The sequence below is a fragment of the Castellaniella defragrans genome (assembly GCF_014203015.1).
In the GTDB taxonomy this organism is placed as follows: Bacteria; Pseudomonadota; Gammaproteobacteria; order Burkholderiales; family Burkholderiaceae_B; genus Castellaniella; species Castellaniella defragrans.
Genome location: NZ_JACHIB010000011.1, coordinates 33457 through 48592 on the forward strand (window position 1 = coordinate 33457; position 15136 = coordinate 48592).

The window sequence follows — 15136 nt, forward strand, 5'->3', positions numbered from 1 at the left end:
GATATTGAGCGCAGGGGCCTACTGTGATAATGCCCAGGGTAGGAGAGATTCAAGTCTGGGAATTCGATGTCTTTTGCCATACGCGCATTTCAAGGCCAGTTTGGACGGATTGCCTTGCTGGATATGAATGGCCCCCTTGTGATGCATGCGCATTCACAATGCCATGTGCTGCTCAAAGTCGGTGGCGAGGACACCTGCTTTTCAGTACGTAACGCGTCCGTTCCTCTGACGGATCGGACCATGGTGTTGATCAATTCCTGGGAACCGCACGCTTATACGCATCGTCCCGATGCGCCGCGTACTCTCATCCTTGGGCTCTACATCGAACCGCAATGGTTGGTGGGTATAGAAAAAGCCCTGATCACCAGCGGCAATCCGAGCTTCTTCCAGAGCTCTTGTGCGGAAGTCTCCGATACCGTGCGCGATATGGCCAATGCGTTGGCGGCCGAAATGCTGTGCGGTGCCGAATTGGCGGGACCAGAGCTGGAGGAACGCCTGTTCGGGCTCATGATTGCCGTGATCGAGTCGTTTGCGCGCTGGCGGAATTTCGGCCTGTGGCAAGCGGACAATCTGGCGCGGGTGCAAGATCCGCGCATCCGGCGCACCATCACCTACATGCGGGCCAATGTCGGTGCCGATCTGGACGTTAATGCCCTGGCGGCCAAAGCGTGTCTGTCCAGGGCCCATTTCTTCAAACTGTTCCAGCAGTCGACGAATGTGACGCCCCAGGTCTATGCCAACGTCTTGCGGCTCGAGACGGCGATACAGGATGTCGCTCATACGCAAGAAGCCCTGGCGGATCTGTCGGGACGCCTGGGGTTCAGTGCGCAAAGTCATTTCACCCGTTTCTTCCACCAGCACGTCGGTGCCACGCCTAGCCAGTATCGCAAGGTCGTGGACGTGATGGCCCGGTCTTAGATTCCACCTCCCCTTCGCTTGCCGGTCCGGGGCGTTTCCGTCCCGGTGCTTGGGCCATGCACACTGCTTTTGTCGAATAAACAGACTCCATGGTAAATACGCGGACTGCTGGGTAAGGCTCTTTCGCGCTGCGCTCCCTACACTTTTCCAAACGAATCGCTTTGTGCGAAGAGAGATGATTTTGGAAAACGTAGGCCAACCCTTGGAGCGTGTCGAAGACTTTCCCCTGCTGACGGGGAGAGCATGTTTCGTTGATGATGCGGGGGTCAAGCCGGGCACTCTGCAGGCCGCGATTCTTCGCTCGCCCCACGCGCACGCCGACATCGTGTCCATCGATGCGCAAGCGGCATTGCGCTTGCCCGGCGTGCGGGCGGTGCTGACGGGCGCGGATGTCAAGGCGTGGGCAACACCGTTTGCCGTGGGCGTCAAGCACCCCATGGAGCACTGGTGCATGGCGATTGAACGGGTGCGCTACGTGGGCGAACCGGTGGCGGTCGTCATCGCCGAGTCCCGCTATGTCGCGGAAGACGCCCTTGATCTGGTGCAGGTCGAGTATCGGGTGCTGGAGGCGGTCGTGGATCCGGAGCGGGCCTTGGCGGAGGATGCGCCGGTGCTGCATGCTGCGGTCGGCACCAATTCCGTCAATGATCGGCGGTTCAGCTATGGGGATCCGGATGCGGCGTTCGCGGCGGCGGATCGAACGGTCAGCATCAAAGTGCATTACCCGCGCAATTCCTGTACGCCGATCGAGTGTTTTGCCGTGGTGGCGGAATATCTGCCGGGTGAGGGCGGGTATGACGTCCTGTCGAATTTCCAGGGGCCGTTTGCTCTGCATCCAGTCATGGCCCGCGCCTTGAAAGTGCCGGGTGCGCGGCTACGCTTGCGCGCGTCGCATGACTCGGGGGGGAGCTTCGGCACGAAGCAGGCAGTCTCGACGTACGTGGTGCTGCTGTGTTTGGCCTCGCGCAAGGCGGGCGCTCCCGTCAAGTGGATCGAAGATCGATTGGAGCATCTGCAGGCGTCGGTGTCGGCGACCAATCGTGTGACGACGCTGGAGGCCGCCGTCAGGGACGATGGTGAAATCTTGGCGTTACGGTACGACCAAATCGATGATTGCGGCGCCTACCTGCGTGCGCCGGAACCTGCCACGTTCTACCGTATGCATGGCATGCTGACCGGGGCCTACCGGGTCCGGCACCTGGCGGTGCGCAATCGGGTCGTCCTGACGAACAAGACCCCCGCCGGGCTGGTGCGGGGTTTCGGTGGCCCACAGATGTATTTCGCGTTGGAGCGGCTGGTCCATCAGGTGGCGGTGGAACTGGCCCTTGACCCGTTGGAGGTCATTACACGCAATCTGGTCGAGGCGGACTCCTTCCCGTATCGGACCCCCGCGGGGGCGCTGTACGATTCCGGCAATTATCAGCGGGCGGTCGCGCAAGCCCGGGCAGAGGGCGGTTTGCAGGAGTTGCTGCTGCGGCGCGATGAAGCGCGCCGCGAGGGCCGCCTGTATGGCATCGGCTATTCGGCGATCGTCGAGCCGTCCATTTCCAATATGGGCTATATCACGACGGCGCTCACGCCAGCGGAGCGGGCCAAGGCGGGTCCCAAGAATGGCGCGATTGCCAGTGCGACGGTTTCGGTAGATGGCCTGGGCAGCGTCAGCGTGATGGTGGATTCGTTGCCGCAAGGACAGGGGCATCGCACGGTGACGGCGCAGGTCGTTGCCGATGCCTTGGGCTTGAGCCCGGGCGACATTACCGTCAACACCGAACACGACACGCAAAAAGACGCCTGGTCGATCGCTGCAGGCAACTATTCGAGTCGTTTTGCCGGCGCCGTGGCGGGTACCGCGCATCTGGCAGCAATGAAGATACGGGGCAAGCTCGCGTTGATCGCCGCCAGCATGCTGGACGTCCCCGCCGAGAGCATCGAGTTCGGGGGCAGGAAAATCCATTCGGCCGCCAAACCTGATCAGAAGCTGGCATTCCACCGTGTGGCCGGGATGACGCACTGGTCTCCGGGCACTCTGCCGCCGGGGATGGGGCCGGGCCTGCGCGAGACGGTGTTCTGGACGCCGCCGCACCTGGATGCGCCCGATGAGCGGGATGTGATCAACAGCTCGGCGGTCTATGGTTTCGTGTTCGACATCTGCGGCCTGGAAGTGGACCGGGTCACGGGGAAGATCCGCATCGACCGTTATGTCAGCCTGCATGACGCGGGCAGGATATTGAACCCCACCCTGGCCGACGGCCAATCGTACGGCGGTTTTGCGCAAGGCCTGGGCGCGGCGTTGATGGAAGAGTTTGTCTATGGCGATGACGGCAGCTTCCTGTCAGGCACGTTCGCGGACTATCTCGTCCCGACGTGCTGTGAGGTGCCTGACTTGCGGATCCTGCACATGGAAACGCGTTCCCCCTTCACCCCCCTGGGCAGCAAGGGCATCGGTGAGGGAAACAATATGAGCACGCCGGTGTGTATTGCCAACGCTGCGGCTGACGCGCTGGGCATGTCGGAAATCCGCCTGCCCCTGACGCCGTCCCGTGTGCATGGCTTGCTGCAGATGGAAGATCCGCCGCCGCGACCCGGCAGCGAGGCGGCAGGGGAGGCGGGGAAAACTGCCGGAGACGGCCGTACGCTCCGAATGTCCGGCGCGGTCGATCTGGCCGGCACGCCGGAGCAGATTTACGCCGTGCTGCTGGATCCCGATGCTTTGGCGCGGGTCGTTCCGGGGTGTCATGCGCTGCAGGCGGTCGCCGAGAACCACTACCGCGCCGATGTGACTTTCGGGATCGGTTTGATCAAGGCGCGGTATGCGGCGCAGATTCATCTGACGGATCTGGCGCCGCCTCACGCCTTGTCGCTGGGCGGCAGCGGCATCAGTCCCCTGGGTTCGGTGAGCGGCGATGGGCGTGTGCGCCTGGAGGCCGTGGACGCCGGCACTACGCGTCTGCATTACGACTATGGCGTATCCGTCAGCGGCAAAGTGGCGGCGGTCGGTAGCCGCATGCTGGAAGGCGCGGCCAAGCTGGTGCTGCGCCAGCTGTTCGAGCAACTGGGACGGCAGGTCGGTGGCCAGGCCGGCGCGCCCGCATCCCGGTCCTGGTGGCGGCGGCTGTGGGCCTTTTTGGGAGGGGCGGAATGAAGCCGGCTGGTTTTGATTATGTGCGGGCTGAAAGCCTGGCCGAGGCGCTCGACGTGCTGGGACGGCATGGCGGCGATGTGAAAGTGCTGGCGGGTGGACAGTCTTTGATGCCGATGCTGAACATCCGGTTGGTGCAGCCCAAGGTGCTGGTCGATATCTCGCGCTGCGCGGAGCTGGATTACATCCGTGTGGAGCGCGATCAACTGGCGGTAGGCGCGGCCGTGACGCAATCGGCCTTGCAAGCCTGGCCTGACCTGGAAAAGCAGGTGCCTCTGCTGCCACAGGTTTTTCCCTGGATCTCGCATTTCCAGATCCGCAACCACGGTACGGTGTGCGGCTCCATCGCCCATGCCGACCCTAGCGCCGAATTGCCGCTTTGCCTGTCTGCCTTGCAGGGCGAGGTCGTGCTGCGCTCAAGCAAGGGGCGCCGTGTGCTGAAGGCCGATCAGTTCTTTCTAGGCATGTTGAGCACTGCGGTGCGAGTCGGTGAATTGGTCGAGGAAGTCCGCTTCCCGATTCACGCGGGTTCGGCGCGATACGCCTTCGAGGAAGTCTCGATGCGGCATGGCGATTTTGCCATCGTGGCCGTGGCCGCCAGGGTGGATGCGGCATCGATCCAGTTGACTGTGGGCGGGGTGGCCGACCGTGCCCAAAGCCGGCAATGGGCGCGTTTGTCCGCGCCGGACCTGGAGCTGGCGTTGAATGATTTTGCCTGGGATCTGAGGGCCCAGTCGGATACCCAGGCCAGTGCCCATTATCGGCGGCATCTGGTGCGCCAATTGGGACAGCGCGTGATCGAGAGGGCGCAATCATGAAGCATTACGAACGCAGCGCTGCGGTGCTGGTGACGCTGGAACTCAATGGTGTGCCGCGCAGCGGCTATGCCGAGCCGCGTACGCTGTTGTCCGATTTTTTGCGGCATCAGTTGGGTGCGACGGGTACGCATGTCGGTTGCGAACATGGTGTGTGCGGGGCCTGCACGGTGCAACTGGATGGCGTGGCCGTGCGCTCCTGTCTGTTGCTGGCGGTCCAGGTCCAGGGGCGCCAGGTGGGGACTGTTGAAGGGTTGGTTGCAGCCGAGGCGGCGGACCCGCAGCCATTGACCGACCTGCAGCAGGCATTCAAGCGGCATCACGCCTTGCAGTGCGGGTATTGCACTGCCGGGATCCTGATGTCCTGCGAGCATTTTCTGCGGCAGGTGCCGCAGCCGACGGAGCAGGAAGTCCGCGAAATGCTGTCGGGGCATCTATGCCGCTGCACCGGGTATCGCAACATCGTCGACGCCATTCTGGATGTGGTGGCACAGCGCACGAAAAATAGTGAGAAGGAAGATTCGCATGCTTGATCTGGGCCGCAGTTTTCTTGCCTGCGTTGAACGCAGTCCCGATGAAATCGCCCTCGTCGATGGAAATGTCCGCTTGAGTTATGCGGCGTGGTTCGAGCACGTGCGCAATGTCGCTGGTGGTTTGCATGCCTTGGGTCTGCGGCGGGGCGAGCATGTGGTGACCGTGTTGCAGAACCGGTGGGAAACGGCGACCTTGCATTGGGCATGCCAGTTCCTGGGCTTGATTGTGACACCCTTGAATTGGCGCGCCAAGGCAGAGGACGTCGACTATTGCATCGAGGATGCACAGGGACGTGCGCTGGTGTTCCAGGACGTGTCGGCGCAGGCCGTCGCGGGGTCGGTCGCCGCTGCCAAGGTGCATCGGATCGTCGTTGGCGAGGCCTTGGAGAGTGGTGTGGGCGCGACGTTTGCATTCGGGGATTTGCTTTCTTCGGCGCCAGCGGCCTGCTTGCTGCATGCCGAGGCGGATGATTGGTCGCTGATGCTGTATACCTCGGGCACGACGGGCAGGCCCAAGGGGGTACCTCGGCGCCATCGTCATGAACGGGCGGCAGCGCTGGCGCACGTGGCACAGAACCTGTATGCCCGGGGGGAACGCACCCTGGGAGTCATGCCGCTGTATCACACGATGGGGGTGCGCTCGTTGCTGTCGATGGCGTTGATCGACGGGCGCTTCGTGTGCGTGCCCAAGTTTGACTCGGCGGCGGTGCTGAAGGCCATCGAGAACGAGCGGATCTCGAGCCTGTACCTGGTGCCGACGCTGTATCACGATGTCGTGTCGCATCCCGATTTTGAGCGTGTGGATGTGTCGTCGGTGCGTCGGTTGGGGTTCGCGGGCGCGCCCATGAATGCGGATCTCATGCAGAAACTGGTGGCCTTGTTTCTGCCCGAGCTGTTCGTCAACCATTACGGGTCGTCTGAAGTCTATACCTTCTCGATCGACCAGCATGCGGCAAAAAAACCGGGCAGTGCGGGCAAGAGCGGCATCAATCAGAGGATTCGGGTCGTCCGGCTCAACACCGGTGACCCCGAGGCTCTCGCCGCGCCTTACGAGGAAGGTGAAATCATCGCGGATCTGGCCGGAGATGAGGCTTTCGAGGGCTATTGGAACCGCCCCGATGCGGATGCCAGATCCTTGCGCGACGGCTGGTATTTCACGGGTGATATCGGTTATCTGGACGAGGAGGGCGACCTGTTCGTGGCGGGGCGGACCGATGACATGATCATCAGCGGCGGAGAAAACATTTCTCCGGTCGAAATCGAGAGTCTGCTGTCCCTGCATCCTGCTGTGGATGAGGTGGCAGTCGTTGGTTTGCCCGATCCGCGTTGGGGGCAGAAGGTCGTGGCCTTTATCAAGCGGGCGGGCAGTGTGGCCGAAGCAGATTTGGACGAGCATTGCCGCACGTCCGGCCTGGCTAATTTCAAGCGCCCGCGCGAGTACGTGTTCGTGCGAGAAGTACCCCGTTCACCGGTGGGCAAGCTGTTGCGGCGCGAACTGGCGGCTCATCAATACGAGCAGGAATGATGGTTCCGCTTCATAACAAGCACTGAATCAGGAGACAACATGCAGAAAATTAAATTCATCCAGTACGCGCTCGCGGCCGCATTGTCGGTCGGTTTTGCGGCCAGCCCAACCCAGGCCGCGGAGCCGATCAAGATCGGCGTGCTGACGCCGCTGTCCGGCACCTATGCCAGTCTCGGGCAGCAGGTCCGCTGGGGGGTGGAGCTGGCGACCCGGGAGATCAATGCGGCCGGGGGCATCATGGGCCGCCAGATCGTTCTGTTGTTTGAAGACGAGGAAGCCAATCCGGCGGTGGCCACGCCCAAGGCTGAAAAGTTGTTCCAGGTCGAGAAAGTCGATTTTCTGACAGGGACGGTCAACTCGGGGTCCACGCTGGCCGTGGGGCAGGTGGCCGAGCGCAATGACCGCCTGATCGCCACGACGGTGTCTTTTTCCGATGCCATCACGGGCGACAAGTGTTCGCCCAACGTTTTTCGCGTCAATGCCAAGGCCGGCCAGCAGTCGGTGGCGTTGGCGGCCTGGATGAGCACCGCAGTGCCCGAGGCCAAGGTGTTCTATCTGGGGCCGGATTACGAAATGGGCCGCAGCACGGTGCAGGCTTTCAAGACGGCCGCCGAGGCCAAGGGCGCCAAGACGATGGGCGAAGTGTTTGCGCCCCTGGGCAACAAAGACTATTCGCCATTCTTCGGCCAGATCCGTGCCGCGCACCCTAATGTCATGTACACCTCGGTGGCGGGCAACGACACGGTGCGCCTGTTCAACCAGTTGAGCGAGTACGGCCTGAGCAGGAACCTGATGCTCGTCGGCGCTTCGGGCACCGTGACCTCGCAGAACCTGGGGGCCATGGGCAAGGCGGCCGAGGGCTTTACGACGGGTGTGGGCTATTCCGTTGACCTGGACACGCCGGCCAACAAGACCTTCGTCAAGACGTTCCAGGATGCTCATCAGGAGCTGCCGGACCTCTATGGCGCGGACTCCTACGGCGTCGTCTATTTCTACAAGGCGGCAGTCGAGAAAGCGCAGAGCACGGAGACGGCCAAGGTGCGCGCCGCGATGGAGGGCTTGGAGTGGATGACCCCTCAGGGCATGAAAGAGATGCGCGCGGGCGACCACCAAGCGGTTCAGGACATGTATGTGACGCGTCTGCAGGACGGCAAGTTCAGTGTCTTGAGCAAGGTCGATGGCAAGGATGCGATCGGGCCTGATACCTGCACGCGCTTTTAAGGCCATAACCATCAGCCGTGAGACGGCCGGTGAACTGGCCGGCCGTCTCGCGGGACAGGACGAGGAGTGAAGCCCATGGGCGGGTTTATCGATACTGTGCAGTTCGTCTTCGCGCCACAGATCATCAATGGTTTGTCGATCGGAGTGGCTGTCGTACTGATGGCACTGGGACTGACCATCATTTTTGGTTTGCTGGACGTCATCAACATGGCCCATGGCGAGTTTTATGCGCTGGGTGCTTATCTGGGCGTGTCGATGCTGGCCATGGGCGTCGATTTCTGGGTGGCCCTGATGCTGGTGCCGTTGCTGATGGCGCCGTTGGGCTACTTGACCGAACGCATGTTGATTCAGCGAGTGTTCCATTCGCGAGATCGACATATGTTGACGCTGCTGCTGACGTTTGGCATGGCCATCATTCTTGAGGACGTCTACAAGCTGATCTATGGGCCTCAGCCTTTTTCGGTGGAAACCCCGATCAGCGGCGGGAGTGAAATCCTGGGCGTGTTCTTTCCCAACTATCGTCTGTTCATGATGGGCCTGGGCATCGTCATCATCGGCGCAGTCTGGCTGGTCGTCTACCGGACTCGTCTGGGCGCCATGGTGCGCGCGGCGGCGTTCGACAAGCACATGACGGCTTCGCTGGGCGTGTCTGTGTCCCGTGTCTATGCCGGCACCTTCGCCTTTGGCGTGGCGCTGGCGGGGTTGGCCGGCGTATTGCTGGCGCCCATTTATTCCGTGTTCCCCACCATGGGCAAGGACTTCATCCTCATGGCCTTCAGTGTCGTGATCGTAGGCGGCTTGGGTAGCGTCAAGGGCGCCCTGATCGCCGGCCTGCTGTTGACCCAGATTCAAGCCATTTCCAGTTTGTATATTTCACCGTCCTGGTCCGATCCGCTGGTCTTCGGGATCATGGTACTGGTGCTGATGGTCCGCCCTCAGGGCCTGTTCGGGAGGTTGGGCCATGCCTGATGGAATCATATTCCCGGCGCCCTGGCGCATCGTCAAGGCGCGGACGCCCGAGGACCGGACGCGCGATATCCTGCGCAAGTTCGCCTATCTGTTCATCGCGTTGGCGCTGGCGTTCGCGGCCTTCGCCCATGTTGCCCAGGATGTGTTCTTTTTCCGTCTGGCGACGGAGGCCCTGCTGTTCGGGGGGCTGGCCATGGGGGTCGATCTGCTGCTGGGCTATGCCGGGCTGCTGTCCCTGGGTCATGCGCTGTTCTTCGGCCTGGGCGCCTACGTTTCCGCCTTGGTCCTCAAGGACGTGGCGCCGTCGTTCTGGCTGGCGATGTTCGTCACGCTGTGCGTGGCGACAGGGGCTGGCGCGGTGGCGGGCATTATCGCGATCCGGGCGCGCGGTGTCTATTTCGCTCTGATCACCTTCGGCATGGCCGAGGTCGTGGCCAAGGCAGTGTTCAATACGCCCGAGCTGGGAGGGTCCGACGGTATCATCGGCGTCCCCATCATTGATGTGAATCTGCTGTTCTTCACGGTGCGCAGTAATGATCCCGCCGGTTTCTTCCTGCTGACGCTGGCGGTGATCATGGGGTTTTATTTCGCACTGGAGGCATTGCTGCGCACGCCCTTCGGCCGCTTGATTGTCGCCGTCAAGGCGAACGAGGATCGCGTCCCGTTTCTGGGGTTCAGCGCACAGCGCCATAAGTTTCTGGTGTTCGTCATGGCTTCCAATGTCGCGGCCTTGTCGGGGGCGCTGTATCCCATGCTGCGGGGATTCGTCTCGCCCGAGCTGATGTTTTTCCACACCTCTGGGAATGCGGTCATCACCGTGATTCTGGGCGGGCTGGGCACGCTGATCGGACCGTTGTACGGTAGCGTGATCCTGGCCGCGCTCAAATCGGTGGTGGGCTCATTCACGGAGCATCATCTCATCATCATCGGCGCACTGTTCATGGTGGCGGTCATCTTTTTCCCTAAAGGCCTGGTTGGATTCCTGAGGGCCAGGATCGAAGCCCGCGCGGTGTCCACCGGAGAAGCATCGTGAGCGCGCCGGCCGAATCCATGCGCATCGCGCGTGACGTTGTCCTGGACGTCCAGGAACTGTCCATCGCCTTTGGGGCATTGAAGGCCGTGGACCAGGTGAGCTTCCAGGCGCGGCAAGGAGAGATCACTTCGCTGATCGGGCCGAACGGCGCGGGCAAGAGCACGCTGTTCAACCTCGTCAGCGGGGCGCTGCGGCCCATGCGGGGCACGGTTCGGTTCGGTGACAAAGAAGTGACGGGCATGCGGCCCAATCAGCTTCTGCGCGAGGGGCTGGCACGTTCGTTCCAGATTACGCGGCTGTTTTTCGACCTGTCGGTCATCGAGAACCTGCGTCTGGCGGCGCACGTACTCGAACCCGTGCGGCGGGCCTTCATGCCTTTGTCGTGCAGCAGGCAGGCTGCACAGCGTGTCGACGAGCTGGTGCACCAATTTTCCTTGGAGAAAAAGCTCAACGAGCTCGCGGGCTACTTGTCGCATGGTGAGCAGCGCCGGCTTGAGATCGCGCTGGCGCTGGCCTCGCGGCCTCGGATGCTTCTGCTGGATGAACCGACACAGGGCATGTCGCATACCGATACGGAGGAGGCGGCCGCGCTGATCAAATCCCTGGCCGGGGACGTGTCGGTGCTACTCGTCGAGCACGACGTGGGCATGGTGATGAACCTGTCCGACCATGTCGTGGTCATGGCGCAGGGTAAAAAGCTGGCCGAGGGCATGCCGCAGGACGTACGGGCCAATCCGGCGGTGCAGGTGGCCTATTTTGGGGAACGCCGAGATGCTTGAAATGGAAGACGTGCATGCGTATTACGGCCTCAGTCACGTGCTGCAGGGGGTTTCGCTGACCGTGGGCGCGGGAGACGTCGTGTTGTTGTGCGGCCGTAATGGGGTGGGCAAAACGACCACCATCAAGACCATCGCGGGCTGGGTGAAGCCGCGCCAGGGCAGCATCCGCTTCAACGGCGTGGTGATGAACGGACTGGAAGCGGATCGTATCTGCCGGTTGGGGGTTGGTCTGGTCCCCGAGGACCGGCGCATCTTTCCAGGGTTGACGGTAGAGGAAAATCTGAAGCTCGGTCTGCTGCAAGCGCCTGGGCGGTCGGCGAAAGCCGCCAGAATGGCCATTGAGCGCACCTACGCGCAGTTTCCACGCCTGAAGGAGCGCCGCGCGCAAATGGGTACCGCCCTGTCTGGGGGCGAGCAGCAGATGCTGGCCATTGCCCGCGTCCTGGTCGGCGAGCCCCGTTTGCTGCTGATCGATGAGCCCACCGAAGGGCTGGCGCCGATCATCGTCGATGAAATTTTCGCCATCATCCAGCAGCTTCGGGAAACGGGTGTGCCCATCCTGCTCGTCGAACAGAACGTGCATCGGGCCTTGGAGTACGCCTCGAGCTTTTATGTGTTGGAGCGAGGACAGATCATTCTGGCGGGCGAGGGCGCATCGGATACCGATCGGCAGGCGCTCAACGAAGCCATTGCGGTTTAGCACCAATCTTTTGATTCACCATGGGGAAAAGCATGACAGCATTGAAACATTCCGCACAGATCCTGTTGGGGCAACTGGACGGTTTTTCGGTCGAGATCGACGAGGCACGCGAGCGTGCCGACATCATCCTGCATCGTCCGCCCTTCAACGTCATTTCCATGCCGCAGCGCGATCAACTGAGGCTGGTGTTCGAGTCCCTGGACGAGAATCCCACTGTCCGTGTCATCGTGCTGCGCGCACAGGGCGAGCACTTCTCCAGCGGGGGCGATATCAAGGGCTTCCTGGAGGCCTCGCCGGAGCATGTATCCAAGCTGGCCTGGAACATTGCGGCGCCGGCGCGCTGTTCCAAGCCGGTGGTCGCCGTCAATCGCGGCTATTGCTTTGGTGTGGGTTTCGAGATTTCCCTGGCCTGCGATTTCCGGCTGGTTTCCGAGACGACTCAGTATGCGTTGCCGGAGCAGAAGCTGGGCCAGATTCCAGGTTCGGGTGGTTCCGCGCGCCTGCAGAAACTGATCGGGATCACCCGCACCAAGGATGTCGTCATGCGCTCACGGCGCATTTCCGGCCAGCAGGCATACGATTGGGGCATCGCCACGGCGTGTGTCGTGGACGCCGAATTGGAAAGCGCAGCGGATGCGCTGGTGGATGAACTGCGCAAGTTTTCTCCACTTGCCCAGCGCACGGCGAAGAAGCTGCTCAACGATACCGAGGATGCATCGCTGACGAGTGCCATCGAATTGGAAGGGCATTGCTACAGCCGGCTGCGCTCCTCCGATGATTTCCGTGAAGGGGTGGAGGCTTTCCATGCCAAACGCGCCGCTCACTTCGTGGGGTCCTGAGCGCGGCATTTGGGTGGCGGCCCTGCTGGGCCGTCCTCTTCGGGCAGCGGGCTGGAGGCGTCATCGTGGACAATATCGACTTCATCGTTCTGAAGACCTTGGCGGACTGGCGTGCGCTGGGCCGGCCCGCCTTGCTGGTCACGGTAGCTCGAACCTGGGGGTCTTCGCCGCGCCCAGTCGGGTCGATCATGGCGCTGTGTGCCGATGGTTCAGTCATCGGTTCTGTTTCAGGTGGGTGTATCGAGGACGATCTGATTGCACGGTATCGCGGTGATGCCGGCGGTCCGATCGACACTTGGCATGCACGCTCCGGCGTCGAAGTTCTGAAGTACGGCATTCAGGCCGACGAGGCGCACCGGTTCGGGCTGCCGTGCGGCGGCACGCTGGAGCTGGTGCTTGAATACAATCCCGACCCGATGCTCCTGGATCAATTGATCCGCCGCCTGAGGGAAGGCAGATTGGTGCGAAGGACGCTGAGCCTGGATGATGGCCGCGTCACGCTGGTCGACAGTGTGGCATCTGACATCCTGGCGATGGATGCGCGGACATTGTCGACGACGTTTGGTCCAAGCTACCGGATGCTGCTGATCGGTGCGGGACAGCTGGCCGAATACCTGGCCACCATGGCGCTGTTTTCAGGCTTTACTGTGACGGTTTGCGATCCGCGGATTGAATATACGCGCAGCTGGGCCGTTGCGGGTGCCGTGCTGAGCCATGATATGCCCGACGATGCCGTCATCGCCCTGCGGCCCGATCGGCGGACCTGCATCGTCGCCCTGAGTCACGACCCAAAACTTGACGACATGGCGTTGATGGAGGCGCTGAATTCTGAGGCATTCTATGTGGGCGCCATCGGCTCTCGTCGAAATCAGGATGCCCGGCATGCGCGGATGATCGAGTATTTAGACATGACCAAGGCTGCCATGAGCCGCTTGCGCGGTCCGGTTGGGTTGTTTATTGGCAGCAAGACACCCGCGGAGATCGCTGTCAGCATCATGGCGGAAATTATTGCGGTCAAGAATGGTGTCCCGCTGACCAAGGACCTTGATGTTCGTGCGGCTAAGAATCGAATTCAGTTGCAACAGGACGAGAATATGTGCGGGCTGGTCCACTCCTGATGGTCGCCGCCTGTTGCCGGATGGCTGGCTGAGATTACGTCAAGCTGCGGATGTGTGTCGTCGGCGGTAGATCCGATGGCGTGTCGATGTCGCGTAGGATGCCTGGGTCGGTCACGATGACCTCTCGCACGGGGTATTGCTGCAATAGTGCACGAGCTCCTCGGTCTCCCTCCAGGCTCAGCAGCCGCTGCCGGTGCCACGCACTGAAAGCGACCGGGTTGCCGCGATGTCCGTTCCAGACCGGCGCCGCGATGTCGGCTCCTTGAGTCAGGGCATCGACCAGGGCCTGAAGGGTGGATTGCTGGACAAACGGCATGTCGGCCAAGGCAATGAGGCAGCCGGCATGCTGGGGCGTCGCCAGGATTCCGCAGACCAGCGAGGCTGCCATCCCCCGGCCTGCGTCGGGGCAGCTCAGGACGCGACAACCTGCGGATGCCAGGAGCCGGCTCAGCGCGCTCGTGTGGTCACGGACGATGGCGATGACATCGGGCAGCACGGCCAGCAGAGCAGACGCGCTGGCGGCGGCAACGGGCGTGCCATCTGCGAGAGGCTGCATCAGCTTGTTCAACTGGCCGGTGGGATCGAAGCGTGTCCCCCGGCCCGCCGCTAGCAGGATTCCAGCGATTTGACGTGGCGAGTCACCTGCCTGGATCGGCGCCGGGCCGTGCTGAGCCATATTCCGGGGTACTTCTTTGTCTGGAGTGATGGGGCGGCGTGGGCACCGTCAGGGTTCGGGCTGGCCGCCGGTGGGCTCGTCCGTGCGGCTCAGTTCCCGGGCCTCGTCGGCCTCGTCCGCGGCCGGCTTGCGCTTTTCGATGGCGGCGCCGGCCAGGATGCCGATCTCGTACAGCAGGCACAGCGGCGCGGCCAGCAGGATCTGGCTGAGGACGTCGGGCGGCGTCACCACGGCGGCGACGACGAAGGCGCCGACGACCACGTAGCCGCGGACCTCGCGCAGTTTCTTCACCGTGACCATGCCGGTCTTGACCAGCAGGACGACCGCGATCGGGACCTCGAAGGTGACGCCGAAGGCGATGAACATGGTCAGCACGAAATTGACGTAGGCCTCGATGTCCGGCGCCGGAGTGATGGACTGCGGCGCGAAGTGGGCGATGAAGCTGAAGACCGTGTGGAAGACCACGAAATAGCAGAACGCCATGCCCAGCAGGAACAGCAGGGTGCTGGAGATGATCAGGGGCAGCGCCAGGCGCTGTTCGTGGCGGTACAGGCCCGGGGCGACGAAGGCCCAGGCCTGGTACAGGACCACCGGCAGGGCCAGCACGAAGGACGCCAGCAGGGTGACCTTGATCGGCACCATGAAGGGCGTGATGACGCCGGTGGCGATCATGCGCGTGCCCTGGGGCAGCGAGGCCAGCATGGGCTGGGCCAGGATGTCGTAGATCAGCGACGGGCCCGGATAGATGAACAGCACCACGAAAATGGCCAGCACGGCCATCACGGCCCGCAGCAGGCGCGTGCGCAGTTCGATCAGGTGCGAGATGAAGGTGTCCTGGGACGAGGCGTCGGAAGCGTCTGTCATGCCGTGC

The 15136-nt window shown here is 62.4% G+C and carries 14 protein-coding genes; 12 read left to right on the plus strand and 2 right to left on the minus strand.

From position 1 onward, the window contains the following. Positions 1-66: 66 nt before the first annotated feature. The 12 genes from HNR28_RS10255 (at position 67) to HNR28_RS10310 (ending at position 13589) form a co-directional block, all read left to right on the plus strand. Positions 67-918, plus strand: coding sequence for a helix-turn-helix transcriptional regulator (locus tag HNR28_RS10255; protein ID WP_151025010.1), 852 nt, complete (start codon positions 67-69; stop codon positions 916-918). A 175-nt stretch (positions 919-1093) separates the two neighbouring features. After that, positions 1094-4060, plus strand: coding sequence for a xanthine dehydrogenase family protein molybdopterin-binding subunit (locus HNR28_RS10260; protein WP_151025009.1), 2967 nt, complete (start codon positions 1094-1096; stop codon positions 4058-4060). After that, complete coding sequence (locus HNR28_RS10265) at positions 4057-4875, plus strand: FAD binding domain-containing protein (RefSeq protein WP_151025008.1); 819 nt, start codon at positions 4057-4059, stop codon at positions 4873-4875. Before HNR28_RS10260 ends, HNR28_RS10265 begins: the two co-directional genes overlap by 4 nt. Beyond that, the gene (locus HNR28_RS10270) at positions 4872-5405 is read left to right on the plus strand and encodes a (2Fe-2S)-binding protein (RefSeq protein WP_151025007.1); all 534 of its coding nucleotides are present in this window, start codon (positions 4872-4874) and stop codon (positions 5403-5405) included. The genes HNR28_RS10265 and HNR28_RS10270 overlap by 4 nt, the downstream gene beginning before the upstream one ends. Continuing rightward, complete coding sequence (locus tag HNR28_RS10275) at positions 5398-6930, plus strand: AMP-binding protein (RefSeq protein ID WP_151025006.1); 1533 nt, start codon at positions 5398-5400, stop codon at positions 6928-6930. Before HNR28_RS10270 ends, HNR28_RS10275 begins: the two co-directional genes overlap by 8 nt. A gap of 39 nt (positions 6931-6969) precedes the next feature. Then, positions 6970-8151 carry an ABC transporter substrate-binding protein gene (locus HNR28_RS10280; protein WP_151025005.1) on the plus strand — a complete coding sequence of 394 codons (1182 nt, stop codon included), beginning with the start codon at positions 6970-6972 and terminating at the stop codon, positions 8149-8151. A gap of 75 nt (positions 8152-8226) precedes the next feature. After that, positions 8227-9120: a branched-chain amino acid ABC transporter permease gene (locus tag HNR28_RS10285; protein WP_151025004.1), complete on the plus strand. Its 894-nt coding sequence runs from the start codon at positions 8227-8229 to the stop codon at positions 9118-9120. Further along, entirely contained in the window at positions 9113-10153 is a 1041-nt protein-coding gene (locus HNR28_RS10290) for a branched-chain amino acid ABC transporter permease (RefSeq protein WP_151025003.1), read from the plus strand. The genes HNR28_RS10285 and HNR28_RS10290 overlap by 8 nt, the downstream gene beginning before the upstream one ends. Beyond that, positions 10150-10932 carry an ABC transporter ATP-binding protein gene (locus tag HNR28_RS10295; protein WP_249043905.1) on the plus strand — a complete coding sequence of 261 codons (783 nt, stop codon included), beginning with the start codon at positions 10150-10152 and terminating at the stop codon, positions 10930-10932. The genes HNR28_RS10290 and HNR28_RS10295 overlap by 4 nt, the downstream gene beginning before the upstream one ends. Then, complete coding sequence (locus tag HNR28_RS10300; protein ID WP_151025002.1) at positions 10925-11632, plus strand: ABC transporter ATP-binding protein; 708 nt, start codon at positions 10925-10927, stop codon at positions 11630-11632. The genes HNR28_RS10295 and HNR28_RS10300 overlap by 8 nt, the downstream gene beginning before the upstream one ends. Before the next feature lie 32 nt (positions 11633-11664). Next, complete coding sequence (locus HNR28_RS10305) at positions 11665-12471, plus strand: enoyl-CoA hydratase/isomerase family protein (RefSeq protein ID WP_151025001.1); 807 nt, start codon at positions 11665-11667, stop codon at positions 12469-12471. 65 nt (positions 12472-12536) lie between these two features. Further along, complete coding sequence (locus HNR28_RS10310) at positions 12537-13589, plus strand: XdhC family protein (protein ID WP_151025000.1); 1053 nt, start codon at positions 12537-12539, stop codon at positions 13587-13589. 34 nt (positions 13590-13623) lie between these two features. Here the strand turns inward: HNR28_RS10310 and HNR28_RS10315 are convergent, their stop codons facing one another. Together HNR28_RS10315 and tatC are read right to left on the minus strand one after the other, a co-directional pair. Continuing rightward, on the minus strand, positions 13624-14265 hold the full coding sequence (locus HNR28_RS10315; protein WP_151024999.1) for a nucleotidyltransferase family protein: 642 nt from the start codon (positions 14263-14265) through the stop codon (positions 13624-13626). Positions 14266-14313: 48 nt separating this feature from the next. Then, positions 14314-15129 carry a twin-arginine translocase subunit TatC gene (tatC, locus tag HNR28_RS10320; protein WP_151024998.1) on the minus strand — a complete coding sequence of 272 codons (816 nt, stop codon included), beginning with the start codon at positions 15127-15129 and terminating at the stop codon, positions 14314-14316. Positions 15130-15136 lie beyond the last annotated feature (7 nt).

What these genes read in the sequence shown, in the direction of transcription:
- HNR28_RS10260 (WP_151025009.1), top strand. Translation starts at nt 1,094, where the DNA reads ATGATTTTGGAAAACGTAGGCCAACCCTTGGAGCGTGTCGAAGACTTT.
- HNR28_RS10315 (WP_151024999.1), bottom strand. Translation starts at nt 14,265, where the DNA reads ATGGCTCAGCACGGCCCGGCGCCGATCCAGGCAGGTGACTCGCCACGT.
- HNR28_RS10285 (WP_151025004.1), top strand. Translation starts at nt 8,227, where the DNA reads ATGGGCGGGTTTATCGATACTGTGCAGTTCGTCTTCGCGCCACAGATC.
- HNR28_RS10265 (WP_151025008.1), top strand. Translation starts at nt 4,057, where the DNA reads ATGAAGCCGGCTGGTTTTGATTATGTGCGGGCTGAAAGCCTGGCCGAG.
- tatC (WP_151024998.1), bottom strand. Translation starts at nt 15,129, where the DNA reads ATGACAGACGCTTCCGACGCCTCGTCCCAGGACACCTTCATCTCGCAC.
- HNR28_RS10270 (WP_151025007.1), top strand. Translation starts at nt 4,872, where the DNA reads ATGAAGCATTACGAACGCAGCGCTGCGGTGCTGGTGACGCTGGAACTC.
- HNR28_RS10275 (WP_151025006.1), top strand. Translation starts at nt 5,398, where the DNA reads ATGCTTGATCTGGGCCGCAGTTTTCTTGCCTGCGTTGAACGCAGTCCC.
- HNR28_RS10305 (WP_151025001.1), top strand. Translation starts at nt 11,665, where the DNA reads ATGACAGCATTGAAACATTCCGCACAGATCCTGTTGGGGCAACTGGAC.
- HNR28_RS10255 (WP_151025010.1), top strand. Translation starts at nt 67, where the DNA reads ATGTCTTTTGCCATACGCGCATTTCAAGGCCAGTTTGGACGGATTGCC.
- HNR28_RS10280 (WP_151025005.1), top strand. Translation starts at nt 6,970, where the DNA reads ATGCAGAAAATTAAATTCATCCAGTACGCGCTCGCGGCCGCATTGTCG.
- HNR28_RS10290 (WP_151025003.1), top strand. Translation starts at nt 9,113, where the DNA reads ATGCCTGATGGAATCATATTCCCGGCGCCCTGGCGCATCGTCAAGGCG.
- HNR28_RS10300 (WP_151025002.1), top strand. Translation starts at nt 10,925, where the DNA reads ATGCTTGAAATGGAAGACGTGCATGCGTATTACGGCCTCAGTCACGTG.